This window comes from Pseudomonas sp. HN8-3, from assembly GCF_020790195.1.
Classification (GTDB): Bacteria; Pseudomonadota; Gammaproteobacteria; order Pseudomonadales; family Pseudomonadaceae; genus Aquipseudomonas; species Aquipseudomonas synxantha_A.
In genome coordinates, this window is the sequence record NZ_CP086206.1 from 5,778,737 (window position 1) to 5,801,374 (window position 22,638).

General features: G+C 60.8%; 21 protein-coding genes. 5 read left to right on the top strand and 16 right to left on the bottom strand.

The features are described from left to right. Nucleotides 1-100 precede the first annotated feature (100 nt). Entirely contained in the window at nucleotides 101-1,603 is a 1,503-nt protein-coding gene (ppx, locus tag LJX92_RS25885; RefSeq protein ID WP_005792416.1) for an exopolyphosphatase, read from the top strand. Between the two features lie 72 nt (nucleotides 1,604-1,675). Here ppx and ppk1 read toward each other — a convergent pair whose 3' ends face one another. Next, on the bottom strand, nucleotides 1,676-3,898 hold the full coding sequence (ppk1, locus tag LJX92_RS25890) for a polyphosphate kinase 1 (RefSeq protein WP_005792418.1): 2,223 nt from the start codon (nucleotides 3,896-3,898) through the stop codon (nucleotides 1,676-1,678). Nucleotides 3,899-3,916: 18 nt separating this feature from the next. Continuing rightward, nucleotides 3,917-4,930 (bottom strand): porphobilinogen synthase, encoded by a 1,014-nt coding sequence (gene hemB, locus LJX92_RS25895; RefSeq protein ID WP_228309114.1) that lies wholly within the window; start codon nucleotides 4,928-4,930, stop codon nucleotides 3,917-3,919. Nucleotides 4,931-5,138: 208 nt separating this feature from the next. Between hemB and LJX92_RS25900 the strand changes: the two genes are divergently transcribed. Beyond that, nucleotides 5,139-5,774: a DedA family protein gene (locus LJX92_RS25900; RefSeq protein ID WP_032881179.1), complete on the top strand. Its 636-nt coding sequence runs from the start codon at nucleotides 5,139-5,141 to the stop codon at nucleotides 5,772-5,774. On the opposite strand, the gene LJX92_RS25905 is transcribed toward LJX92_RS25900, so the two are convergent. Then, a complete protein-coding gene (locus tag LJX92_RS25905; RefSeq protein WP_228309115.1) occupies nucleotides 5,755-6,990 on the bottom strand; it encodes a sterol desaturase family protein in 1,236 nt (411 codons plus the stop codon). The genes LJX92_RS25900 and LJX92_RS25905 overlap by 20 nt on opposite strands. 115 nt (nucleotides 6,991-7,105) lie before the next feature. Here LJX92_RS25905 and elbB point away from each other — a divergent pair, with 115 nt between their 5' ends. Continuing rightward, nucleotides 7,106-7,771 (top strand): isoprenoid biosynthesis glyoxalase ElbB, encoded by a 666-nt coding sequence (gene elbB, locus LJX92_RS25910; protein ID WP_005792422.1) that lies wholly within the window; start codon nucleotides 7,106-7,108, stop codon nucleotides 7,769-7,771. Nucleotides 7,772-7,815: 44 nt separating this feature from the next. On the opposite strand, the gene LJX92_RS25915 is transcribed toward elbB, so the two are convergent. The 5 genes from LJX92_RS25915 to LJX92_RS25935 all read right to left on the bottom strand — a co-directional run bounded on the left by LJX92_RS25915 (nucleotide 7,816) and on the right by LJX92_RS25935 (nucleotide 13,513). After that, a complete protein-coding gene (locus tag LJX92_RS25915; RefSeq protein WP_078822610.1) occupies nucleotides 7,816-8,271 on the bottom strand; it encodes a YaiI/YqxD family protein in 456 nt (151 codons plus the stop codon). A 1-nt stretch (nucleotide 8,272) separates the two neighbouring features. Further along, a complete protein-coding gene (locus tag LJX92_RS25920) occupies nucleotides 8,273-10,168 on the bottom strand; it encodes an FTR1 family protein (protein ID WP_223017770.1) in 1,896 nt (631 codons plus the stop codon). 140 nt (nucleotides 10,169-10,308) lie between these two features. Then, nucleotides 10,309-10,941 carry a LysE family transporter gene (locus LJX92_RS25925; RefSeq protein WP_005792425.1) on the bottom strand — a complete coding sequence of 211 codons (633 nt, stop codon included), beginning with the start codon at nucleotides 10,939-10,941 and terminating at the stop codon, nucleotides 10,309-10,311. Nucleotides 10,942-11,030: 89 nt separating this feature from the next. Further along, nucleotides 11,031-11,603 carry a mechanosensitive ion channel family protein gene (locus LJX92_RS25930; RefSeq protein ID WP_005792426.1) on the bottom strand — a complete coding sequence of 191 codons (573 nt, stop codon included), beginning with the start codon at nucleotides 11,601-11,603 and terminating at the stop codon, nucleotides 11,031-11,033. Further along, entirely contained in the window at nucleotides 11,603-13,513 is a 1,911-nt protein-coding gene (locus LJX92_RS25935) for an ATP-binding cassette domain-containing protein (RefSeq protein ID WP_078822612.1), read from the bottom strand. Before LJX92_RS25935 ends, LJX92_RS25930 begins: the two co-directional genes overlap by 1 nt. 50 nt (nucleotides 13,514-13,563) lie before the next feature. Between LJX92_RS25935 and LJX92_RS25940 the strand changes: the two genes are divergently transcribed. Next, nucleotides 13,564-14,028, top strand: coding sequence for a TIGR02444 family protein (locus LJX92_RS25940; RefSeq protein ID WP_032878795.1), 465 nt, complete (start codon nucleotides 13,564-13,566; stop codon nucleotides 14,026-14,028). Here the strand turns inward: LJX92_RS25940 and LJX92_RS25945 are convergent. After that, complete coding sequence (locus LJX92_RS25945) at nucleotides 14,025-15,182, bottom strand: AlgP family protein (RefSeq protein ID WP_228309116.1); 1,158 nt, start codon at nucleotides 15,180-15,182, stop codon at nucleotides 14,025-14,027. The genes LJX92_RS25940 and LJX92_RS25945 overlap by 4 nt on opposite strands. Before the next feature lie 192 nt (nucleotides 15,183-15,374). On the opposite strand from LJX92_RS25945, the gene LJX92_RS25950 reads away from it, so the two are divergent. Next, nucleotides 15,375-16,052, top strand: coding sequence for an FKBP-type peptidyl-prolyl cis-trans isomerase (locus LJX92_RS25950; protein WP_103734174.1), 678 nt, complete (start codon nucleotides 15,375-15,377; stop codon nucleotides 16,050-16,052). Between the two features lie 52 nt (nucleotides 16,053-16,104). Here the strand turns inward: LJX92_RS25950 and LJX92_RS25955 are convergent, their stop codons facing one another. From LJX92_RS25955 to LJX92_RS25985, 7 genes are all read right to left on the bottom strand, one after another. Next, a complete protein-coding gene (locus LJX92_RS25955; RefSeq protein ID WP_032878791.1) occupies nucleotides 16,105-16,563 on the bottom strand; it encodes an Rsd/AlgQ family anti-sigma factor in 459 nt (152 codons plus the stop codon). A 208-nt stretch (nucleotides 16,564-16,771) separates the two neighbouring features. Further along, nucleotides 16,772-17,293 carry a disulfide bond formation protein B gene (locus LJX92_RS25960; protein ID WP_078822616.1) on the bottom strand — a complete coding sequence of 174 codons (522 nt, stop codon included), beginning with the start codon at nucleotides 17,291-17,293 and terminating at the stop codon, nucleotides 16,772-16,774. 237 nt (nucleotides 17,294-17,530) lie between these two features. Next, a complete protein-coding gene (locus LJX92_RS25965; protein WP_005792433.1) occupies nucleotides 17,531-18,772 on the bottom strand; it encodes a heme biosynthesis protein HemY in 1,242 nt (413 codons plus the stop codon). 5 nt (nucleotides 18,773-18,777) lie between these two features. Next, the gene (locus LJX92_RS25970; RefSeq protein ID WP_032878787.1) at nucleotides 18,778-19,893 is read right to left on the bottom strand and encodes a uroporphyrinogen-III C-methyltransferase; all 1,116 of its coding nucleotides are present in this window, start codon (nucleotides 19,891-19,893) and stop codon (nucleotides 18,778-18,780) included. Nucleotides 19,894-19,911: 18 nt separating this feature from the next. Next, nucleotides 19,912-20,670 carry a uroporphyrinogen-III synthase gene (locus tag LJX92_RS25975; RefSeq protein ID WP_032878785.1) on the bottom strand — a complete coding sequence of 253 codons (759 nt, stop codon included), beginning with the start codon at nucleotides 20,668-20,670 and terminating at the stop codon, nucleotides 19,912-19,914. Beyond that, nucleotides 20,667-21,608: a hydroxymethylbilane synthase gene (hemC, locus tag LJX92_RS25980; protein WP_228309117.1), complete on the bottom strand. Its 942-nt coding sequence runs from the start codon at nucleotides 21,606-21,608 to the stop codon at nucleotides 20,667-20,669. Before hemC ends, LJX92_RS25975 begins: the two co-directional genes overlap by 4 nt. A gap of 138 nt (nucleotides 21,609-21,746) precedes the next feature. After that, nucleotides 21,747-22,493, bottom strand: a complete 747-nt coding sequence (locus tag LJX92_RS25985; RefSeq protein ID WP_005792437.1) for a LytR/AlgR family response regulator transcription factor — start codon at nucleotides 22,491-22,493, stop codon at nucleotides 21,747-21,749. Nucleotides 22,494-22,638: the final 145 nt, after the last annotated feature.

Here is a 22,638-nt window from a genome sequence, read left to right on the forward strand (position 1 = left end):
TCCTACAGACCACATCGGGAAAATTACCGAAGCACAACGCGTTGGCTCCAGCGGTCGATCGTGGCACGATGGCAAGGTTATCGACCGAGATCCCCAAACCATGCCGCAATCCCAAGCCAAGAATCTGTCCTTGATCGCCGCCATCGACCTGGGCTCCAACAGCTTTCACATGGTCGTGGCCAAGGCCCAGAACGGTGAGATCCGCATCCTTGAGCGGCTCGGCGAAAAAGTGCAACTGGCCGCCGGGATCGACGACGAGCGCAAGCTCAATGAAGAATCCATGCAGCGCGGGCTCGACTGCCTCAAGCGATTTGCGCAATTGATCAATGGCATGCCGCCTGGCGCCGTACGCATCGTCGGCACCAACGCGTTGCGCGAAGCCCGAAACCGCAATGAGTTTATCCATCGTGCCGAGGAAATCCTCGGGCACCCGGTGGAAGTTATCTCTGGCCGTGAAGAGGCGCGCCTGATCTACCTCGGCGTTTCCCACACACTGGCCGACACGCCCGGCAAACGCCTGGTGGCGGACATTGGTGGCGGCAGTACCGAGTTCATCATCGGCCAGCGTTTCGAGCCACTGCTGCGTGAAAGCCTGCAAATGGGATGCGTGAGCTTCACTCAACGTTACTTCAAGGATGGCAAGATCACGCCGGCGCGCTATGCCCAGGCTTACACGGCGGCGCGGCTCGAGATCATGAGCATTGAACATGCCCTGCACCGCCTGACCTGGGATGAAGCCATCGGCTCGTCCGGCACCATCCGCGCCATCGGTCTGGCCTTGAAGGCTGGCGGCCATGGCACTGGCGAGGTGAATGCCGAAGGTCTGGCGTGGCTCAAGCGCAAGCTGTTCAAGCTGGGGGATGCGGAGAAAATCGACTTCGACGGCATCAAACCTGATCGACGCGCCATTTTCCCTGCGGGCCTGGCGATTCTCGAAGCCATCTTCGACGCCCTCGAACTGCAACGCATGGACCACTGTGACGGCGCCCTGCGCGAAGGCGTGCTCTATGACCTGCTGGGCCGTCATCACCACGAAGACGTGCGCGAGCGCACCCTCAGCTCGCTGATGGAGCGCTACCACGTCGATCTGGAACAAGCCGCCCGCGTGGAGCGTAAAGCCTTGCACGCTTTCGACCAGGTGGCCGCCGATTGGGACCTGGAAGACGGCGTCTGGCGCGAGCTGCTGGGCTGGGCTGCCAAGGTGCATGAAGTGGGCCTGGACATCGCCCACTACCATTACCACAAGCACGGTGCCTACCTGATCGAGCACTCGGACCTGGCTGGGTTCTCCCGCGAAGACCAACAGATGCTCGCGCTGCTGGTGCGCGGCCATCGCCGCAATATTCCCAAGGACAAATTTGCCGAATTCGGCAAAGACGGCATCAAGCTGATTCGCCTGTGCGCGCTGTTGCGCTTTGCAATCCTGTTCCACCACATTCGTGGCACCCAGGAAATGCCCCAAGTAAAACTGCGCGCTGCTGATGACAGCCTGGAAGTGATCTTCCCCAAGGGCTGGCTGGATGAAAACCAGCTGACCCAGGCGGACTTCGCCCAGGAAGCGGAATGGCTGACGCGGGTGGGGTTCAGCCTGAACCTGCGCTAAAGCACACTGCAAAACAAATGTGGGAGGGAGCAAGCCCCCTCCCACATTTTTAGACCTTGCTGGTGCTGGGTTTTAGTTCACCGCAAGAATCGGGCTACCCAACTTCTCCAGCAACGTCGCCTGCGCGCTGCGCGGGTTCTGGTTGCCGGTCGGGGTGTTGCGTACATAACGCCCGTCCGACTGCAGGCTCCAGCTGTGGGTGTTGTCGGTAAGGTAGCTTTCCAGCTCCTTCTTGACCCGCATGATCAGCTTCTTGCCTTCCACCGGGAAGCAGGTCTCCACACGCTTATCGAGGTTGCGTTCCATCCAGTCAGCGCTGGAGAGGAACATCTGCTCTTCACCACCGTTGAGGAAGTAGAACACACGGGTGTGCTCCAGGAAGCGGCCGATGATCGAGCGCACGTGGATGTTATGCGACACGCCGACAATACCCGGACGCAGGCAGCACATGCCACGCACCACCAGATCGATGCGCACGCCCGACTGGCTGGCCTTGTACAGCGCGCGGATGATCTTCGGATCGGTCAGCGAGTTGAACTTGGCGATGATGTGCGCCGGTTTGCCGTCGAGGGCAAACTGGGTCTCGCGGGCAATCATGTCGAGCATGCCCTTCTTGAGCGTGAATGGCGCGTGCAGCAGTTTCTTCATGCGCAGGGTCTTGCCCATGCCGATCAACTGGCTGAACAACTTACCGACGTCTTCGCACAGTGCGTCGTCGGATGTCAGCAGGCTGTAGTCGGTGTAGAGCTTGGCGTTGCCGGCGTGGTAGTTGCCGGTGCCCAAGTGGGCGTAGCGCACGATCTCCCCGGCCTCGCGGCGCAGGATCAACATCATCTTGGCATGGGTCTTGAAGCCGACCACGCCGTAGATCACCACCGCACCGGCGGCTTGCAGACGGCTGGCCAGTTGCAAGTTGGACTCTTCGTCAAAGCGCGCACGCAACTCGATCACCGCGGTGACTTCCTTGCCGTTACGCGCAGCATCCACCAACGCATCGACGATTTCCGAGTTGGCGCCACTGCGGTAGAGGGTCTGGCGCACGGCCAGAACATGCGGGTCCTTGGCCGCCTGGCGCAGCAGGTCGACCACTGGGGTGAACGACTCGAAGGGGTGCAGCAATAGAATGTCCTGCTTGCTCACAACACTGAAGATGTTCTCGCTGTTTTGCAGCAGTTTCGGGATCTGTGGCGTGAACGGCTTGTATTGCAGCTCCGGATGGCTGTCCAGGCCGGTAATGCTGAACAGGCGCGTCAGGTTCACCGGGCCGTTGACCTGATACAACTCGGATTCGGCGAGGTTGAACTGCTTGAGCAGGTAGTCCGACAGGTGTTTAGGGCAGGTATCCGCCACTTCCAGACGCACCGCATCGCCATAACGCCGCGAGAACAGCTCGCCACGCAGGGCGCGAGCCAAGTCTTCGACGTCTTCGGAATCCAGTGCCAGGTCGGCGTTACGGGTCAGGCGGAACTGGTAGCAGCCCTTGACCTTCATGCCCTGGAACAGGTCATCGGCGTGGGCGTGGATCATCGACGACAGGAATACATAGTTGTCGCCAGCGCCCCCTACCTCTTCCGGTACCTTGATGATGCGTGGCAACAGACGCGGGGCCGGGATAATCGCCAGACCCGAATCGCGACCGAAGGCATCGATACCTTCAAGCTCGACGATGAAGTTGAGGCTCTTGTTCACCAGCAGTGGGAACGGGTGCGTAGGGTCCAGGCCGATGGGGGTAATGATCGGCGAAATCTCGTCCCGGAAGTAACGGCGCACCCAGGTCTTGATCTTGGCGGTCCAGTGACGACGACGAATGAAGCGGACCTGATGCTTTTCCAGTTCCGGCAGCAGGATGTCGTTGAGGATTGCGTACTGGCGGTCCACATGACCATGTACCAGCTCACTGATGCGCGCCAACGCCTGGTGCGGTTGCAGGCCGTCGGCCCCGGCTTGTTCACGGGCGAAGGTGATCTGCTTCTTGAGGCCGGCAACGCGAATCTCGAAGAACTCATCCAGGTTGCTGGAGAAGATCAGCAGGAATTTCAGCCGCTCCAGCAACGGGTAGGACTCATCCAGCGCCTGCTCCAGCACGCGGATGTTGAATTGCAGTTGTGACAACTCGCGATGGATGTACAGGCTGCTGTCATCCAGGTTGGTGACCACGGCCACCGGTGCCGGCGCAGGTGCTTCGGCAACCACCGCTGGCGGGGCAGGCTCCAGCTCCGGCGGGGTCTGGGAAACTTGTTCAACCACCGGGTGAGCGTCTTTTACGGCAACTTCGGAGAGTCCTTCGGTATTCATCGAGTGTTCCTGTGAGGGCTATTGTTGCTCTCTAAGCAATTGGGCAGCGCGGGCGGCGAAGTAGGTCAGAATGCCATCAGCGCCGGCACGTTTAAAGGCAGTCAGGGATTCGAGGATCACCCCTTCACTCAACCAACCATTCTGGATCGCCGCCATATGCATGGCGTATTCACCGCTGACCTGATAGACAAAGGTCGGCACTTTGAATTCCTCTTTGACCCGATAAAGGATGTCCAGGTACGGCATCCCGGGCTTGACCATCACCATATCTGCGCCTTCGGCCAGGTCGGCCGCCACTTCGTGCAGCGCTTCCTGGCTATTGGCCGGGTCCATCTGGTACGAAGCCTTGTTGGCCTTGCCCAGGTTCAGCGCCGACCCCACCGCATCGCGAAAGGGGCCGTAATAGGCGCTGGCGTATTTGGCCGAGTAGGCCATGATTCGTACATTGACGTGACCGGCCAGCTCAAGGGCTTCGCGAATCGCCTGGATACGCCCGTCCATCATGTCCGACGGCGCAACCACCTGGGCGCCCGCCGCTGCGTGCGACAAAGCCTGCTTGACCAGTGCATCGACGGTGATGTCGTTCTGAACATAACCCTCTTCGTCAAGAATGCCATCCTGGCCGTGCGTGGTGAACGGGTCCAACGCCACGTCAGTGATCACCCCAAGCTCCGGGAAGCGCTCGCGCAGGGCACGGGTGGCGCGCTGCGCGATCCCTTGCGGGTTCCAGGCTTCGGCGGCGTCCAGAGACTTGAGCTGCGGTGGGGTCACCGGAAACAGCGCCAGTGCCGGGATCCCCAGTTCGACCCAACCGGCCGCCTCGATCAGCAACTGATCAATGCTCAAACGCTCCACACCCGGCATCGAGGCGACTGCTTCCCGACGATTTTCACCGTCGAGCACAAAGACCGGCAGGATGAGATCGTTCGTCGTCAGTACATTTTCACGTACCAGGCGGCGAGAAAAATCATCACGACGATTGCGACGCAGACGAGTGGCGGGGAACAGGCGATTGGCAGGGGTAAAGCTCACGACAGACTCCTGAGCCCGCGTTTACGGGCGAGCGTTGCAGTTATAAGCGGCCATTATGACGAAGGAATGACAGTTGTGCTTATCGATGCGACCTGTAGTCGCATTCGTCATTTATGTAGGAATTGTTCACTTCGTGACACATCTCGATACTTTCATGAATCTTCGTGAAGGCGTAGGCTGCGCGTTCATTTCGCCAGCACCCCAGACCATGCTTCAACAATTTCTGCATGACTTCGGCTACTTTGCCCTCTTTCTCGGCACGTTTTTCGAAGGCGAGACCATCCTCGTACTCGCAGGCTTCCTGGCGTTTCGTGGCTACATGGATATCAACCTGGTGGTGGTCGTTGCCTTTTTTGGCAGCTATGCCGGCGACCAGCTTTGGTACTACATGGGGCGCAAGCACGGCCGCAAGCTGCTGGCACGCAAGCCGCGGTGGCAGTTGATGGGCGACAAGGCACTGGAGCATATCCGCAAGCACCCGGATATCTGGGTACTGAGCTTTCGCTTTGTCTACGGGTTGCGCACGGTGATGCCCGTGGCGATAGGCCTGTCCGGTTACCCGCCGATGCGCTACCTGATCCTCAACGGTATTGGTGCGGCGATCTGGGCCGCTGCACTGGGGGCTGCGGCCTATCATTTCGGTGCGGTGCTGGAAGGTATGCTCGGCAGCGTCAAGAAGTACGAGCTATGGGTACTGGGCGCCTTGCTGGTGCTGGGTTTTGGCCTGTGGCTGCGACGTCGCTTCAAGAATGCTCGCATCGCCCGCCAAGCGTGTGCCGAGGCCAAGGCGCGACAGGCTGTCGAGCAAGCCTCGGTCGAAACGCCTAAGACGCCAACCGAGTAAAACGGCCTCTGCAACAGTAGAGACCAATCACGCTGAGCAGGCTGTAGCTCGCCAGGCCCAGCCAGGCGAGAGGGCTGGCAGGCCACAAGCCGACCAGCGGCGCCAGCCATACCAACGGCAGGTTCAGCGCCAGGCGCGCCAGCTCGGCCTTCAACGCCCATGGGCGATTCTCCAGTGCCACCCCCAACGTAAACAGGCCCAGGGCCATCGCGCCCCAGCCGAGCACCAACGCCGCCGCAGGCAAGCCCTCACCGAAATTCATCAGATAACTGCCAAAGCCCACATAAGCAGCAAATTGCAAGGCGATGTAGACCTGCTGCCGCGCATCCAAAGGCACTTCGAACTTGCGAAACTGGCTCAGGTCCGGCTTGGCTATCGGGTATTTGGCTTTGACGTCCGCCGGGCGCCAGCCGGTGCGCATGAACCAGATGCGCAACTTGTCCCACCAGCTCTCGGTGCGCCGGGCGTCACTCCATAACTGCGCATAAAACTGCAGGTTGGCCCACAGCGGGTTCCAACTGGCCAGGGGTGTGGTTACCCCAAAGATCACCGGCTCGTTGTCGTCTTCCTCTTGAAAAGTACCGAACAGCCGGTCCCAAATAATGAACACCCCGCCGTAGTTACGATCCATGTAGAGAGCATTCTGTGCGTGGTGGGCCCGATGATTGGACGGCGTCACGAAGAACCACTCAAACCAGCCCAGCTTGGGAACGTGGCGGGTATGGACCCAGAATTGATACAACAGGTTGAGCGAAGCCACGCTGATAAACACCACCAGCGGCACGCCGACCACAGCCAGAGGCAGGTAGAAGATCCAGCTCAGCAGAAAACCGGTGCTGGTCTGGCGCAAGGCGGTGGTGAGGTTGTAGTCCTCGCTCTGGTGATGCACCGAATGCGCGGCCCACAGGATATTGCGCTCATGGCCCATGCGATGCAGCCAGTAATAGCAGAAGTCATAGAACACAAAGGCGAACACCCAGGTCCAGGCACTCTGGGTCGACAGCTCGATGAGCGCCAGGTGCTTGAGGGCGAACGCGTAGGTCAACAGGCCCACGCCCTTGGTCAGCAAACCGGTCGTGGTGGACAGCACACCGGTGCTGAGGCTGTTGATGGCGTCCGCTACTCGGTAGTTGCGTGCACCGCGCCAACGGTCGGCCAGCAGCTCCACAACGATCAGGGCGATAAAAAACGGTACTGCGTAAGGCACAAAGTCCATGGGCTAGTCCGGTCTATTTTTGTTACATCAAGATTAGGTGCAGCGACGTGAGATCCCATTGGCAACAGGTTACAAATTAGTAGACATTTAACGCCATGAATCAGGAGAAATGCCCATGAGCAAAAAGATTGCAGTGATCCTTTCCGGCTGTGGCGTATACGACGGCGCAGAGATTCACGAGAGCGTGATCACGTTGCTGCGCCTGGACCAGCGCGGCGCTCAAGTGGAATGCTTTGCACCCGATATTGCGCAATTGCACGTGATCAACCATCTCACCGGCGAAGAAATGCCCGAGTCGCGCAATGTGCTGGTGGAGTCTGCGCGTATCGCCCGGGGCGCAGTGAAGGATATTGGCCAAGCCAATGCCGCCGACTTCGACGCCCTGATCGTGCCGGGCGGGTTTGGCGCAGCGAAGAACCTGTCGAACTTCGCCGTGGAGGGCGCCGGCTGCAGCGTCAACCCGCAGGTGCTGGAACTGGCTGAAGCGTTTGCCGAAGCAGGCAAGCCGGTGGGGTTGATCTGCATCTCTCCGGCCCTGGCCGCGAAGATCTACGGCCCTGGCGTGACCTGCACCATCGGTAACGATGCCGACACAGCGGCTGCCCTGGACAAGATGGGCGCCACGCACCACGAATGCACGGTGGAAGATATCGTCGAGGACAAGGCGCGCAAGCTGGTCAGTACGCCGGCGTATATGCTCGGCAAGAACATCAGTGAAGTGGCGTCAGGGATCAACAAGTTGGTGGATCGGGTGCTGGAGTTGACCCACGAGAACGACTGACGGGTAGGCGCCTGTGGCGAGGGAGCTTGCTCCCTCGCCACAGGTCAGGCTGGGCGCATAAGACGTGTAAGGATTCGGTCCAGGGCATTGGCAAACGCCTGCTTATCCTTCTCGCCATGGGGCGGTGGTCCGCCGCCCATCTGACCTTGCTCACGCAGGTCGGTGAACAGGTTGCGCACCGCCAGGCGCTCACTCATGTTCGCAGGGCTGAACTCCTTGCCTCGCGGATCGAGGGCCGTGACGCCCTTCTTCACCAGCCGATCGGCCAAGGGCACGTCACTGCAAATCACCAGTTCGCCGGGTACGGCGTGCTCAACCAGGTAATCATCGGCCGCGTCGGGGCCACTGGGCACCACGATCAGCTTCACACAGGAAAAGCTCGGCTTGATCTGGCTCTGCCCGGCCACCAGCACCACCTCGAACTGGCGCTTGAGGGCAAACTTCACTACCTGGTCCTTGGCCGCCCGAGGGCAGGCGTCGGCGTCGATCCATACCCGCATGCTACGCCGCCGCCCGGCGCTTCTCGGTCAGCCGGCTGCGGCCATACAGCACCACAATCGCCAGGATCGCCACAGCCTGCGCGCCCAACGAATACGCATCGGCATGGATGCCCAGCCAGTCGAAGTCAAAAAACGCCACCGGCCGCGTGCCGAAGATGCCCGCCTCCTGCAAGGCCTTGACACCGTGCCCGGCGAACACCACCGACAGTGCGCACAGCAACGCAGCGTTGATGCCGAAGAACAGCGCCAACGGCAACTTCGCCGAGCCACGCAGGATCACCCAGGCCAGGCCCACCAGCAGCACCAGCGCAGTGGCACCACCGGCCAGCACCGCGTTGTGCCCGGCAGGGCCGGCCTGCAGCCACAGGGTTTCGTAGAACAGGATCACTTCGAACAGCTCGCGATAAACCGAGAAGAACGCCAGCACGGCAAAACCGAAACGGCCGCCGCCGCCCACCAGGCTGCTCTTGATGTAATCCTGCCAGGCCGCCGCGTGACGCCGGTCGTGCATCCACACGCCGAGCCATAGCACCATCACGCTGGCGAACAGCGCCGTGCAGCCTTCGAGCAGTTCTCGCTGGGCCCCGCTGACGTCAATCACATACGCCGCCAAGGCCCACGTAGCCAAGCCTGCCAACAGCGCCAGGCCCCAACCGACGTTGACGCTGCGAACCGCCGACTGCTGGCCGGTGTTACGCAGGAAGGCGAGGATCGCCGCTAGCACCAGAATCGCTTCCAGGCCTTCGCGCAACAGGATCAGCAGGCCAGAGATATAGCTCAATGACCAGCTCAGGCCATCGCCGCCCAGCAAGCCGGCGGATTCAGTGAGTTTGCCTTTGGCAACGTCCAGACGCTGCTGCACCTGCTCCATAGGCAAACCATCCTGCAACGATTGCCGATAGGCCATCAGGGCCTTCTCGGTGTCTTTGCGCACATTGGCGTCGACGTTATCCAGGGAGCTTTCCACCAGCTCGAAGCCTTCCAGGTAGGCAGCGACGGACAAATCATAGGCCTGCTCGTGGTCGCCGTTGCGGAAGGCCGCAAGGCTCTTGTCCAGCGTGGCGGCCGTGTAGTCGAGCAACTGCGCGGGACCACGTTGAACCTGTGGCGGCTGAGCACGCTGGGCGCGGAACGTCGCCGCAGCGCCAGGGCCGTCAGCGGCGAGCACTTCATTGGGGGTCTGGCGCGCCAGGTCGGCGAGGTTGAACGCCTGCTCGCTTTTGGCGGCAGCCGGGTCGGCGGTGAAACCGGCGATATAGGTCGCCAGGTCCCAGCGCTGGCGATCGTCCAGTTGGTCAGCGAACGACGGCATATCAGTGCCTTCGACACCCAGACCGAGGGTGTTGTAGATCGCATACAGGCTCAAGCGATCCAGGCGCGTGGCGTCACGCAGGTTAGCGGGGGGCGGCGTCATGCCCATGCCAGCCGGACCATCACCGGCGCCGACAGTGCCGTGGCACACCGAACAATGCTGGGCATAAAGCGGCGCGCCGCGTGTCGGGTCCGGCGTGATGGCCGGTGCTTGGCTGACTTCATACGCCACGGCCAGCTTGGCGCCCAACTGACGAGCCTGGCGGGCCACGCTCGCGCCGTCCTGATGGGCGGTGACCGCCGCCAGCAATTCATTAACGCCGCTTATCAACTCAGCGCGCTCGGGTTTGTCGGGCAGATCAGCCACCAAACCCTGCAGCACTCCGAGAAACTCCACCTGCTCGCGGTATTCCGAGTCGTCTACCACCTTGCCTGCCTCTACCGTAGGCGGGTAGTCGGCGCCGATGTAATCCAGCAAATGCAGGGCCTGTGGCGCGCCTTCGGCGGTCGCGGCCAAGAGATTGAAGCTGCACGACATCAGCGCCGGCAACAGCAGCCACGCAAGAAAGCGGAAAGGGGCAGTCATGAATGAATCTCAAGTGGAAATACGAAGTAACACTATTGTTGAGCTTTAATGAATTCGACTCAAGGTGTTATTTCATATCACCCCTAAATCCAATATGGGAGGGAGCTTGCCCCTCCCACATTTCGATTCGGTTTCGGCAATTACGCCGTAGCGCGATGCAGGCTCGCAAGGAAACCCGCAGCGCCGACAAACAAACCTGCGAATGTGCGGTTTACGCGTTTCTGTTGTTTAGGCGTACGCAACAGACGCAAGACTTTCGACGCCAACCCCGTGTAACCCGCCATCACGATCATATCGACGCTGATCATGGTCGCACCGAGGATCAGGTACTGAATCAACAGCGGCGCCTGCGGGTTCACGAATTGCGGCAACACCGCCAACATGAACACCAGGGCCTTGGGGTTGCTGGCGTTGACCAAAAAGCCGCGGAACATCATCGCCATCGGCTTCCCGATCGGGCGCACGGCGGCGTCATCGGTCATGTCCATGGGCAGGGCGCGCCATTGCTTGATGGCCAGGTACACCAGGTAGGCCACGCCAAACCATTTGATCGCATAGAACGCGGTAGACGACGCCGCCAGAATGGCCCCCAGGCCACCCGCGACCACGGCAATCTGCATCGCCAGGCCCAGTTGCAGGCCAATGGCGTTCCAGTAGCCACGGACAAAACCGTATTGCAGGCCGCTGGACATCGAGGCGATGGCACCGGCGCCAGGAGAAAGGGAGATGATCCAACTGGCCAGGAAAAAGGCCAGCCATGTGTCGAGAGCCATTGCGCACCTCAGAAGGGAGTCAGCGATTGTGCCATTAAGCTAACTCTACCGACCGAAGGCTGGCTATAGATTTTTACAAGATGTAAACGCTAGCGGTCGCCCGGAAATACATGGGTGCCAGGCCAACGGCGCACCGAGCGCTGAAAGAACAAGCTGTTAGGCACTTGCACCATCGCGCTGCTGGTCCCGGCTTCTTCTACTTCGATCAATGTGGTGTAAAGCAGGTTGATCGCCACGACCCTGCCCTTCACGCCGGGTTTGTCGACGGTGTCCACCAGCTCGACAATATCCCCAAGGCGGAACGGCCCGACGGTGAAGATCAGAATTGCGCACAACAGGTTGGACAGCACCGACCACATGGCGAAGAACGCCACTGCCGCTACCGCGACAAACCCTGACAGCGCCGTCCACAACACCGTGGCAGACACCCCAAGGCGCCCCAGCACAAAGATCAGCGCACTGCCCATGATCAGCCAGCGCAAGCCGCCGCGCAGGGGCATCAGCAGTTGCGGCGGGAACGGGTAACGCTCACCCAGGCGCGTCAGGCCCTTGGCGACGAAGCGCTGGGCCAGGTAGCCGGCCAGCAGGATCAGCAGGATTTGCACGCCGATCCATACGGGCTCGACCCATTGCGCCGGTACCGGCAGTTGCAACGCTTCCATCAGGACAGCGCCTCCAGCTCCGCTTGCAAGGTTTCGAGCAGTTCGAGGGCCTCCATCCAGGTTTCCTCCAATTGCCCTTCGCGCACCTTGAGCTTGGCCTGTTCGGCCAGCAGGTCACGCAGCTCATCCTTGCGCGCCGCCTCGTACACGGAGCTATCACCCAGGCTGGTTTCGATCTTGGCCAGGCGCTCGTGCACCTTGCCCAGCTCGGCTTCCAGCTTGTCGGCCTCACGCTTGTGCGGCGCCAGCTGCTGGCGCAGCGCGGCGGCGGCCTGGCGCTGGGCTTTCTTGTCGGTCTTGTCCGGGTTGACCGGGGTGTTGCTGGCCGGCGCATTGCGCAGGCGGTAATCGGTCAGCCAGCGTGCGTAGTCGTCCAGGTCGCCGTCGAATTCTTCGACCTTGCCGTCGGCCACCAGCAGGAAGTTGTCGGTGGTGCTCTTGAGCAGGTGGCGATCGTGAGACACCACCAGTACCGCACCGCTGAACTCCTGCAGGGCCATGGTCAGTGCCAGGCGCATCTCCAGGTCCAGGTGGTTGGTCGGCTCATCGAGCAGCAACAGGTTCGGGCGGTCCCAGGCGATCAGGGCCAGGGCCAGGCGGGCTTTTTCACCCCCGGAGAAGTTCAGCACTGGCTCGTCGATACGCGCCCCCCGGAAGTCGAAACCGCCGAGGAAGTCGCGCAGGGTTTGCTCGCGCTCGGTGGGCGCCAGGCGTTGCAGGTGCAACAGCGGGCTGGCCTTGGCATCAAGCGAGTCCAGTTGATGCTGGGCGAAGTAGCCCACCACCGTGTTCTCGCCACGGGTCAGGCGGCCAGCCAGTGGCTCAAGCTCACCCGACAGGTTCTTGATCAGCGTCGACTTGCCCGCGCCGTTGGGGCCGAGCAAACCAATGCGTGCGCCCGGCGTGAGCTGCAGCTTGACCTTCTCCAGGATGGTCTTGTCGCCGTAGCCCAAGCGAGCGTCCGACAGATCGAGCAGGGGGCTTGAGATCTTCACCGACTCACGGAACACAAAATCGAACGGCGAATCGACGTGGGCCGCCGACAGTTCTTCCATGCGCTCCAGCGCCTTGATGCGGCTCTGGGCCTGACGGGCCTTGGTGGCCTGGGCCTTGAAGCGGGCAATGTAGCTTTCCATGTGCGCACGTTGCGCCTGTTGCTTTTCAAAGGCCTGTTGCTGCTGGGCCAGGCGCTCGGCACGGGCACGTTCGAACGCGGTATAGCCGCCACGGTAGAGGGTGATTTTCTTCTGTTCGACGTGGGCGATGTTGTCGACCACGGCGTCGAGGAAATCCCGATCGTGGGAAATCAGCAGCAAGGTGCCCTGGTAGCTCTTGAGGAAATCTTCCAGCCACAGGATCGCATCGAGGTCCAGGTGGTTGGTCGGTTCGTCGAGCAGTAACAGGTCGGAGGGGCACATCAGTGCCTGGGCCAGATTCAGGCGCATGCGCCAGCCGCCGGAGAAGTCGGCGACCGGGCGGTCCATCTGTTCGTTGGTAAAGCCAAGGCCAGCGAGCATTTTGCGGGCACGGGCGTCGGCGGTGTAGCCGTCGGCACTGTCCAGCTCGGCGTGCAGACGGGCCTGGGCGGCACCGTCCTGGGCTTTTTCGGCTTCGGCGAGGTCGTGTTGCACCTGGCGCAGGCGCAGGTCGCCATCGAGCACGTAGTCGATCGCGATGCGGTCCAGGGTGTCGATCTCCTGGCGCATATGGGCGATGCGCCAGTCGGCCGGCAGCAGGCAGTCCCCGGAATCCGGGGTCAGCTCACCGAGCAGCAAGGCGAACAACGTGGATTTGCCGGCGCCATTGGCACCGATCAGGCCGGCTTTGTGACCGGCGTGCAGGGTCAGCTCGGCGTCTTCGAGAAGACGTTGCGGGCCACGCTGTAATGTTAGGCTTTGAAGTCGGATCATAATGGCGGCGGAGTCTACCAGCTTCGTTGGCCGCTGGCTTGGGTGTGAATATGTGCGCTGACCTGTGGAGCTTTGCCCTTTCTACCTACGCTCGCCCGGGTGTAGAGGCCGCTTGCCTGCGTTTGCAGGAACAAGGCGCGGATGTATGCCTGCTGCTGTGTGGTGCCTGGCTGGAGCGGCGCGGTGTGGCACATACACCTGAGCGGGTGCAGGCGCTGCAACAGCTTGCCCGTCCGTGGCGGGTGCAGGTTGTCGAACCGTTGCGATACCTGCGCGTGCAATGGCGAGCCCTGGCGCAGCAGGATACGCAGCTGGCATCGTTGCGCGAGCGGGTCAAAGCCCTGGAGCTGGAGGCTGAACGAACACTGCTGGCGCGCCTGGAAACCTTGGCGCAGGCATGGCCGATCAATGAGGTGGTGGGTCAGTACGAATGGCTTGAAGGCCTGGCGACCGAAGCCGCCAACCTTGACCACGACGCGCTGCAGGCGCTGCGCGTCGCGGCCACCGACGCTTAGGAAGCGCTGGCTGGGGTGGTGCTTGGCGCTACCGGTGCAGGCGTGGTGCTGGCCGATGCGGTTGGAGCGGTGGATGCTGCCGGTGCCGCTGGAGTGGCTGGCTTGGCGACTGCTGGCTTGGCGACTGCTGGTTTGGCAGCAGCAGGTTTAGCGGCTGGCTTGGCTGCTGGTTTCGCGGCAGCAGGTTTGGCGGCTGGCTTGGCTGCTGGTTTCGCGGCTGCAGGTTTGGCGGCTGGCTTGGCTGCTGGTTTCGCGGCTGCAGGTTTAGCGGCTGGCTTGGCTGCTGGTTTCGCGGCTGCAGGTTTAGCGGCTGGCTTGGCTGCTGGTTTGGCAGCTGCAGTTTTAGCGGCTGGCTTGGCTGCTGGTTTCGCGGCTGCAGGTTTAGCGGCTGGCTTGGCTGCTGGTTTCGCGGCTGCAGGTTTAGCGGCTGGCTTGGCTGCTGGTTTGGCAGCTGCAGTTTTAGCGGCTGGCTTGGCTGCTGGTTTGGCAGCTGCAGTTTTAGCGGCTGGCTTGGCTGCTGGTTTGGCGGCAGCGGTTCTAGCAGCTGGCTTGGCTGCTGGTTTGGCAGCTGCAGTTTTAGCGGCTGGCTTGGCTGCTGGTTTGGCAGCTGCAGTTTTAGCGGCTGGCTTGGCTGCTGGTTTGGCAGCTGCAGTTTTAGCGGCTGGCTTGGCTGCTGGTTTGGCAGCTGCAGTTTTAGCAACTGGCTTGGCAGCAGCGGTTTTGGCAGCGGGCTTGGCTGCAACTTTTGCGGGTGTACGAGCCCCCAGCGCTTTAGCTACGGCTTCCTTCACACGACCAACGCCTTGGGCCAGCTTCAGGCTTTCTTGAGCGTCTTTTTTGAGTTGGGAAATGTAGCTGCGGGTTTCAGCTTGACGATCCTTGAGGGCATCCAGCAGGTCCTCAAGTTCTTTGACTGCGCCCTTGGCTTTGGCTTGCGCCTTGGACTTGCCGGCAGTAGCGGCGTCTTGCAGTTTGGTACGGGACTTGTGCAGCTTTTCTTGCGCTTTACCGCGTTGTTTTTCCAGTTTGGCGAGCAGTTTTTCTGCATCGGCCAACGCCTGGGAACATGCGCTTTCCAGATGTTCGAGCAAGCTGCCCGAAAGTTGTTGGAGCAAGTGCAACGGGGTATTTACAGGCTTCTGTTTGGCCGACATGGTTTACCTCCTGGCTGACGTGGGTGCGGCTCATACTAGCCCTCTGCTCTTACCGCCGCTAGCGCATGTTGACAGTATCGTTGGGCTTGCGTTGCACGGTACGAAAATTCTTATCGATATAACGCAAATGCTCACCAGTTTTTACGCACTCACACTGGCATAATCCGTCGCACTTTCGCCGGGAGAATGTCCATGTCGCGTTATCTTTTTCTAGTGCTTGGCTTGGCGATCTTCGTGGCCGATGCGAGCGAGCAATCGCCGTCAAAAAACACTGCCACAGAGGCGCATGATCTAGCCTATAGCTTGGGCGCAAGCCTCGGCGAACGGTTGCGCCAGGAAGTCCCCGACCTGCAGATCCAGGCCCTGATCGACGGCCTCAAGCAAGCCTATCAAGGCAAGCCGCTGGCGCTCGACAACGCGCGCATCGAACAGATTCTCACCGAGCACGAAGCGCAAAACGCCGCCAACGCCCAGCTACCTCAAAGCGAAAAAGCACTCGCCGCCGAACAGCAATTTCTAACTCGGGAAAACGCCGCCAGTGGTGTTCGTGAATTGGCAAATGGGATTCTGCTCACCGAGCTGGCACCGGGCACTGGCAACAAGCCGTTAGCCAGCGATGAAGTGCAGGTGAAATACGTGGGCCGACTGCCTGACGGAACTGTCTTTGACAAAAGTACGCAACCACAATGGTTTCGCCTGAACAGCGTGATCAGCGGTTGGAACAGTGCATTGCAACAGATGCCGGTGGGTGCGAAATGGCGTCTGGTGATTCCTTCAGCCCAGGCCTATGGCGCAGACGGCGCAGGTGAGTTGATCCCGCCCTATACACCGCTGGTGTTCGAGATAGAACTGCTCGGCACTCGCCACTGACCCATAAAAAACGGTGCGACATGCGCACCGTTTTTTATCTCCCTACCAAGCTTCAGACTTGGGTGGCAGCCTCTTCCTTATGGGCGTTGTGCAGTACTTCGATCAAGCAGTCTTCCAGCTCGAAACGTTCATGCAGCAGCGCGCCCAGTTCTTTGAATTTTTCCGCTACGCATTTCCCTGCGTCACACAGGTCGGTGAACGCCAGCAGTTTTTCCGTGATCACATCGATGCGCGGGTAAATAGTCTCTGCCAGGTCGAGGCCACGCTGGTCGTCGAAGGCTTCCGCCTCTTTGGTCAGTTGCTCGTAGACGCCGAAATGGCCTGCCGATACGTAGTCAACCAGTACCCCACAGAAATCCTGCAATGGCTCGCGATTCTCACCCAATGCTTCGGGCTTGGCACCGAGAGCATCAAAGGCCCGAACCAGTTCGTGGCGTGCCTTCAGCCAGCTGTCGATCAGCTTGTGCACCCCACCCCAACGTTCCTGAGCATTCTGACAACTTTCCAGCATGATGATCTCTCTTCCCTATAGGGGCGCTGCTGCTCTGTACCTGCGCAACACTTGAAGGATTAAGCAGCAGTCGAACAAAGCCGCGTCTGACAAATGGTTTGGATACGCGTGCGGGCCAGATTATGCCCGCAGGACTATGGCTTCAAGGTACGCAGGAGAGAATGTTCATACAAGTGTTTAATCCCCTCCTACAACGCGCGTCCCGTTTTCATGACGTTGTGATGCGCAAATGCTTACTGAACAACAGCCGCGAGCATTGCATGACACCCAGGATCAACATCGCCACAAAGAACAACAGGCTCCACTCCGGCAGGCTCAGGTCAAATAGCGTCCAGTTGATTTCAACGCAATCGACAGTCCCGTTGAACACTGACCGCGCCGCCTGCCAGAACGACAGGTTTTCGATCATGTAGTGCAGGCTGGGCCAGCAATCCCGGCCCGCACCTGACGGAATATTCTGCAATAGCACTTGGCGCCCGGCAGTGATGGCACCCAATAATGCACACACGGTGCTCGCCAGCCCATACAGGCAAAGGCCGGAGCGCCCGGGATTATGAAGGGCGGCCATCAGGTTGATCAGCGCAAAAGTGGCCAGAAGCAGACGTTGTACCTGGCACAGAAAGCAAGGCTGTAGCAACGCGCCGTATTCCAGATAGAAGGACGCGCCCAACGTCAGCGCACCCGCCATGAACGCCAGCAAAAACAAGGAGCGTAAAGGGGCCAAAGACATTGTTTATCCGCACTGCAAGAGATAGGTCGCTACGGTAGAGGAAAGGCCCGACCCCTTTCAAGACGCCCCGGAGCAGACAATTCCGCGAAGAAGCAAGGACATTCCGCCAAGGCATGGCGGAAATCCAGTTACAACAAGTAGGAATTAGTCATCACGTCAGTTATACCGAGTGTTTATTGGGGTTTTAAGGATCGGGTGTCGGATAGATCCGAGCCAATCCATTCACCCTTTCCTACTTCAAATACGCGCGGGTACTGGCAGAGGCGAGGACAACAGACGATTGTCGAGCAGCCCCAGACCTTCCTGAAACAGCTGGTTGCTGCGCTCGGTGTCGCCCAGTTGGGCCAGCAGGCGGGCCAATTCGGCACAGGCTTCGGGGTTGCGCTGAACTTGCAGGCTGCTTTCCAGATAGTCCCGCGCCTTGCCCCACAGGCTGTTTTGCAGGCACAGACGGCCAAGCGTCAGCAGCAAGCTGGCATCGCCCGGATGGTCCTTGAGCCAGCCTTCGGCAAACTTCAACTGGCGCGCCGGGTCACTGCCACGCAACAGGCCATACAGCCGAATCAGATGGCTGTCATAGTCGCGCTTGAGGGCACCACGCAGCACTTCCTCGGCCTTTGCATCCGCGCCTAGCCGACGCAACTGGTCGGCATAGGCCAGCACCAATTGTGGCTGCTGGCGCTGGGCCGAAGTCAGTTGCTCCCAGGCACGCTCCAGAGACTGCAAGCCCGCCTCGCCCTGCTCCTCACGCTGGGCAGCCAGGCTCAGGTTTTCGCCCCAGGCACGACGTTCCAGCTCGGCCAGCTCACTGGCGGGCAAGACTTTGTCCTTGCGCAGCTCAGGCAGCAGGCGAATCACCGACGACCAATCGCCACGCTGCTGATGCAGGCGCTGTAGCTGCCTGAGTACCTGCGCGTTATGCGGGTGACGCTCGTGCATCGCCTGAAGCGTAACCAGGGCGCCTTCAGTATCGCCGCGGTCCATCTGCAGTTGCGCATGGCTCAGGGCTACGGCCAATTCCGCCTGGGGCTGGCGCTCCAGGGCGCGCTCCAGCAAGCCGTCGGATTCCTCATAGCGGCCCTGCTCATTGGCCGCACGGGCAGCACCGATGTAATAGAGCAGCGGCTGACGCTCTGCTTCGGCAGCGCGGTGCAAGTGGCGCTCGGCACTGGCCCAGCGGCCCTCGGCAAGGTCCATCTGGCCTTGCTCGATCGCGATCTGCACACGGCGGCTGCGGTTGCGTCGCGACCATGGATTGACCACGCCACCGGAGGTGGTGATCAGGCTCAGCAACACACGAACCAGGTAGATCGCCAGGCCGATGGCAAACACCGCCACCAGGGTAGCCCACAGGCTTGACTCGTAATGCAGCAAATGCGGATAGGTAATCAGCACGTAGCCGGTGTGTTTCGAAATACCCACGGCCAGTGCGAGGGCGACTGCAATCGCCAGCACCAGGATCACATAGAAACGCTTCATCAGCTCTACTCCTGGGTCGCCGGTTTGCCGGCCGCGGCCTTGGCTTCGTCGGCAGACAGATGACGACGTTCAAGGTAAGCCTGCACGGCGGCCAGGCTCGCAGCCAGGTCCGGCGTCACCACCGACACGGCCTTGGGCTCAAGTTCAGCGATACGCGCCAGCATCGCCTTGCTCTGCGGGTTGTCCTGATTGAAGTTGTCTTGCAATACGCTGCGCGCTTCGCCCAGCGAGCGGCTGTATACCGCCGACTCGCCGTTGAGCGCGGCCCACTGCGCCTGCTCCAGCGCCAGGCTCAAGGCCAGGCGCACTTGGTTCAAACCCTGGCCTGCCAACAATGGCCGGATATTGTCATCCGGGTTGAAGTCGATGCGGAAATAGCGGGAAATCTGTTCCCACCACTGGCTCAACTGGTTCTGCGTATCGCTGGTGGGGCGCCCTTGGGAAGCAGGTTCCGTAAGCTGATACTCCGGGGCAATCGCCGCCAGTTGCACGACCTGGTCACGCAAGGCCGCCAGTTGCAGGTACAGGCCGGTGCGGTCTGGTTGCTCAGTGCTGCGCAATGCGGCAAGGCTCTTGGCCAGTTGCTCACGGGCGGTGAAAGCCCCTGGGTCGCTCTGCTCGCGAAGAATCTCGTCGGCGCCCTGGACCAGCGACTGCGCACTGTTGATGTCTTGCAAGGCAGACAAACGCAAACTGGCCAGACGGATCAGATGCTCCGCCTCGGCCAGGCGCCAATCCTTGCGGCTGGCGCCCAACACCGTTTCGAGGCGCTGGCTCAGGCGTTGCTGATCGCCCTGCAACTGGGCAACCAGGCGGCGGCGCTCTTCCAGCTCGTCCGCACCCGGCAATTGCGCCAGACGGGCGGCCAACTGTTGCTGGCTTTGCTTGAGGCTCTGGGATTGGTCATCCAGGGTCTGCACTTGGCTCAATTGATGTTGGCTGCTGGCTTGAAGGGCGCGGACCTGCCAGATCCCCCAGCCGCCAGCAGCTACGCCAGCAGCCCCTAGCAGCAAGGCGACGACCGCCAGGCCATTGCCACGGCGCGGCGCGGTGACCGGTGTCTCGACCGGCGCATCAAGCGCGGGCTGAGCTTCATCTTTAGGCAAGGCTGTTTCGCTCACGTATCCGTCCTTTGCGTATCAGAGAGTGGGAACGGGATAGCTCCCCAACGCCACTAACAAAGCCGCGGCACTCGCGCCGCGACAATCCACAACTTTTTTTGCGCCAGCGGCCCGCGCCATCTCATAGACGCGCGGGCTGGGCACGAACAACGGCAGCTGTGCCACCTGTGGCCAATCGGTGCCCGCCAGGGCTTGCAGGTGTAAAAAACCCTGCCCACTGCTGACCACCAGGCCGTTCAAGCGTTCCAACCGGATGCGTTGCATCAGCGCACCCGTCTCGTAGACCGGGAGAAAACGCCGATACAATTCCAGATAGTCGACACTAGCACCTTGCTCGCGCAAACGCTCTGCCAGCAACTCGCGGCCGCCCTCGCCACGCAGGATCAGCACCTTGGCGCCCGGCTGTGCGATAGCCTCGCGCAATGCAGGCAATTGAAGCAAGGCCTCGCTGTCATCGCCAGTGGCGGGATAATGAACGTCGAGGCCATGACCGGCGAGGATCTGCGCCGTCGCCGCACCGACGCTGAACCACGGCATTGGCGGCACGGCATTCCCCAACCGTTGCAGCGCCAGGCGCGCGGCCGGCTTGCTCACAACAATGACCGCGCAATAACGCTGCAACGCGTCAAACACCGCTTGTTGCTCAGCCGTGACCGCTAACGCTTGCGTCTCCAGCAACGGCAGACGGCTGCTGTATATACCGGCCTGGGACAATAAAGCCGCCAGGGCTGTCGACTCCTCGGCAGGCCGCGTCAGCAGCACTCGCCAGTCGGTCACTGCGAACCGGCCTCGCCATAGACTTTTTGCAAAATGGCACCGGCGCCTTTGTCCAGCAACTCCTCGGCAACCTGAATCCCCAAGGCCGTGGCATCTCGTTGCGGCCCACGCACCTGGGCGGTCAGCAGGGTACCGCCATCCGGATCCCCCACCAGGCCACGCAGCCACAGGCTATCACCTTCGAGTACGGCATAGCAGGCGATGGGGACTTGGCAGCCGCCATTGAGGTGTTTGTTCAGGGCGCGCTCGGCGGTCACACGAACTTCGGTATCGGCGTGATCGAGGGGCTTGAGCAGTGCGTGGATTTCGCTGTCGACGGTCCGACATTCGATGCCGACTGCGCCCTGCCCGCCGGCGGGCAGGCTGTCTTCGACGCTGATGGCCGATGTGATGCGATCTTCGAAGCCCAAGCGGATCAAGCCGGCGGCGGCAAGAATGATCGCGTCATATTCGCCGGCATCCAGCTTGGCCAGGCGCGTATTGACGTTGCCGCGCAAAAAGCGAATCTGCAAGTCGGGCCGACGTGTCAACAACTGAGCCTGGCGACGCAGGCTGGAGGTGCCGACGATGCTGCCCAGCGGCAAGTCATCCAGGGAAGCGTAGGTATTGGAAACAAAGGCATCACGCGGATCTTCGCGCTCGCAGATGCAAAAAAGGCCCAGGCCTTCAGGGAAGTCCATGGGCACGTCTTTCATCGAATGCACAGCGATGTCGGCTTCGTTTTCCAGCAGCGCAGTTTCCAGCTCCTTGACGAAAAGACCCTTGCCGCCGATTTTCGACAGGGGTGAGTCCAGCAGCTTGTCGCCGCGACTGACCATGGGCACCAGGGATACCTTGAGGCCCGGATGAGCCTGCTCAAGGCGTGCTTTGACGTATTCGGCCTGCCACAAGGCCAAGGCGCTTTTACGGGTGGCGATGCGGATTTCGCGAGAGGACATGGATCAATCCGTACTGAATAGATACGGCGGATAATAACAGCTCAGGCAAATACGCTTTGATTTGAATCAGCAAGTGCGGGGCCTCCCTGGCCACATCGCACCGGGATAAGGAAGGCAGACCGCGCCCCAGCCCTTGGGCTAAAGCTGCTGCATCATCTTGCGCACGCCGGCGACATGGCGTCGGCTGACGATCAACGCATCGCCATTGAGCCCCTTCAGGAAGAGCTGAAAGTGCCCCAGGGGTGTGCGCTGCAAGCGCTCGATACGTTCGCGGGCTACCAGCGCGTTGCGATGGATACGCACAAAACGGTCGCCGAATTCATCCTCAAGAGCCTTGAGCGGCTCATCCAGCAGCACTTCGCCAGCTTCGTGGCGCAGGGTCACGTACTTGTGATCGGCAATAAAGTAGACCACCTGGTTGAGCGGGATCAGCTCGATGCCTTTGCGGGTGCGCGCACTGATGTGGCTGCGTGGCCCGTTACCACTTTGGGCCGCAGGCTGGGTCAGTGCGGCAAGTTGGGCACGGCTGGGACGCTCGGCTTTTTTCAAGGCTTTGAGCAAGGCCTCGGCGGTGACCGGCTTGACGAGAAAACTGACACCGCTGTCTTCCAGCGTCTGTGCAGAGAACTCTTCCTGGGCCGCGCACAACACCACGGCAGGTGGCGATTCGCGCTCGCTCAGGCGGGCAGCGACTTGCAGGCCATCAAAGCCCGGCATACGGATATCGAGCAGCACCACATCCGGCTTGAGGCTGTCGATCAGCGTCAACGCCTCCTCACCGCTGGTGGCACTCGGTTCAAGGACTGTATAACCCTCGAGTTCACTGACAAGACGGCTCAGTCGCTCGCGGGCTTGGGGTTCGTCATCAACGATCAGGACATTCATATTGCGCTGGATTCCTGCGTGAGTCTCGCACAAGGATAGCGTAGACAGGTGCGGTGACTTGCGTCACAGCGATCCACGCTAAGACTAGCGCGAGCGGCAAAAAGTGCCCTGAGAGCGGCACCCAAATTTACCCGGACCTGTTCAA

What these genes read in the sequence shown, in the direction of transcription:
- ppx (WP_005792416.1), top strand. Translation starts at nt 101, where the DNA reads ATGCCGCAATCCCAAGCCAAGAATCTGTCCTTGATCGCCGCCATCGAC.
- ppk1 (WP_005792418.1), bottom strand. Translation starts at nt 3,898, where the DNA reads ATGAATACCGAAGGACTCTCCGAAGTTGCCGTAAAAGACGCTCACCCG.
- LJX92_RS25900 (WP_032881179.1), top strand. Translation starts at nt 5,139, where the DNA reads ATGCTTCAACAATTTCTGCATGACTTCGGCTACTTTGCCCTCTTTCTC.
- LJX92_RS25905 (WP_228309115.1), bottom strand. Translation starts at nt 6,990, where the DNA reads ATGGACTTTGTGCCTTACGCAGTACCGTTTTTTATCGCCCTGATCGTT.
- elbB (WP_005792422.1), top strand. Translation starts at nt 7,106, where the DNA reads ATGAGCAAAAAGATTGCAGTGATCCTTTCCGGCTGTGGCGTATACGAC.
- LJX92_RS25915 (WP_078822610.1), bottom strand. Translation starts at nt 8,271, where the DNA reads ATGCGGGTATGGATCGACGCCGACGCCTGCCCTCGGGCGGCCAAGGAC.
- LJX92_RS25920 (WP_223017770.1), bottom strand. Translation starts at nt 10,168, where the DNA reads ATGACTGCCCCTTTCCGCTTTCTTGCGTGGCTGCTGTTGCCGGCGCTG.
- LJX92_RS25925 (WP_005792425.1), bottom strand. Translation starts at nt 10,941, where the DNA reads ATGGCTCTCGACACATGGCTGGCCTTTTTCCTGGCCAGTTGGATCATC.
- LJX92_RS25930 (WP_005792426.1), bottom strand. Translation starts at nt 11,603, where the DNA reads ATGGAAGCGTTGCAACTGCCGGTACCGGCGCAATGGGTCGAGCCCGTA.
- LJX92_RS25935 (WP_078822612.1), bottom strand. Translation starts at nt 13,513, where the DNA reads ATGATCCGACTTCAAAGCCTAACATTACAGCGTGGCCCGCAACGTCTT.
- LJX92_RS25940 (WP_032878795.1), top strand. Translation starts at nt 13,564, where the DNA reads ATGTGCGCTGACCTGTGGAGCTTTGCCCTTTCTACCTACGCTCGCCCG.
- LJX92_RS25945 (WP_228309116.1), bottom strand. Translation starts at nt 15,182, where the DNA reads ATGTCGGCCAAACAGAAGCCTGTAAATACCCCGTTGCACTTGCTCCAA.
- LJX92_RS25950 (WP_103734174.1), top strand. Translation starts at nt 15,375, where the DNA reads ATGTCGCGTTATCTTTTTCTAGTGCTTGGCTTGGCGATCTTCGTGGCC.
- LJX92_RS25955 (WP_032878791.1), bottom strand. Translation starts at nt 16,563, where the DNA reads ATGCTGGAAAGTTGTCAGAATGCTCAGGAACGTTGGGGTGGGGTGCAC.
- LJX92_RS25960 (WP_078822616.1), bottom strand. Translation starts at nt 17,293, where the DNA reads ATGTCTTTGGCCCCTTTACGCTCCTTGTTTTTGCTGGCGTTCATGGCG.
- LJX92_RS25965 (WP_005792433.1), bottom strand. Translation starts at nt 18,772, where the DNA reads ATGAAGCGTTTCTATGTGATCCTGGTGCTGGCGATTGCAGTCGCCCTC.
- hemC (WP_228309117.1), bottom strand. Translation starts at nt 21,608, where the DNA reads ATGTCCTCTCGCGAAATCCGCATCGCCACCCGTAAAAGCGCCTTGGCC.
- LJX92_RS25985 (WP_005792437.1), bottom strand. Translation starts at nt 22,493, where the DNA reads ATGAATGTCCTGATCGTTGATGACGAACCCCAAGCCCGCGAGCGACTG.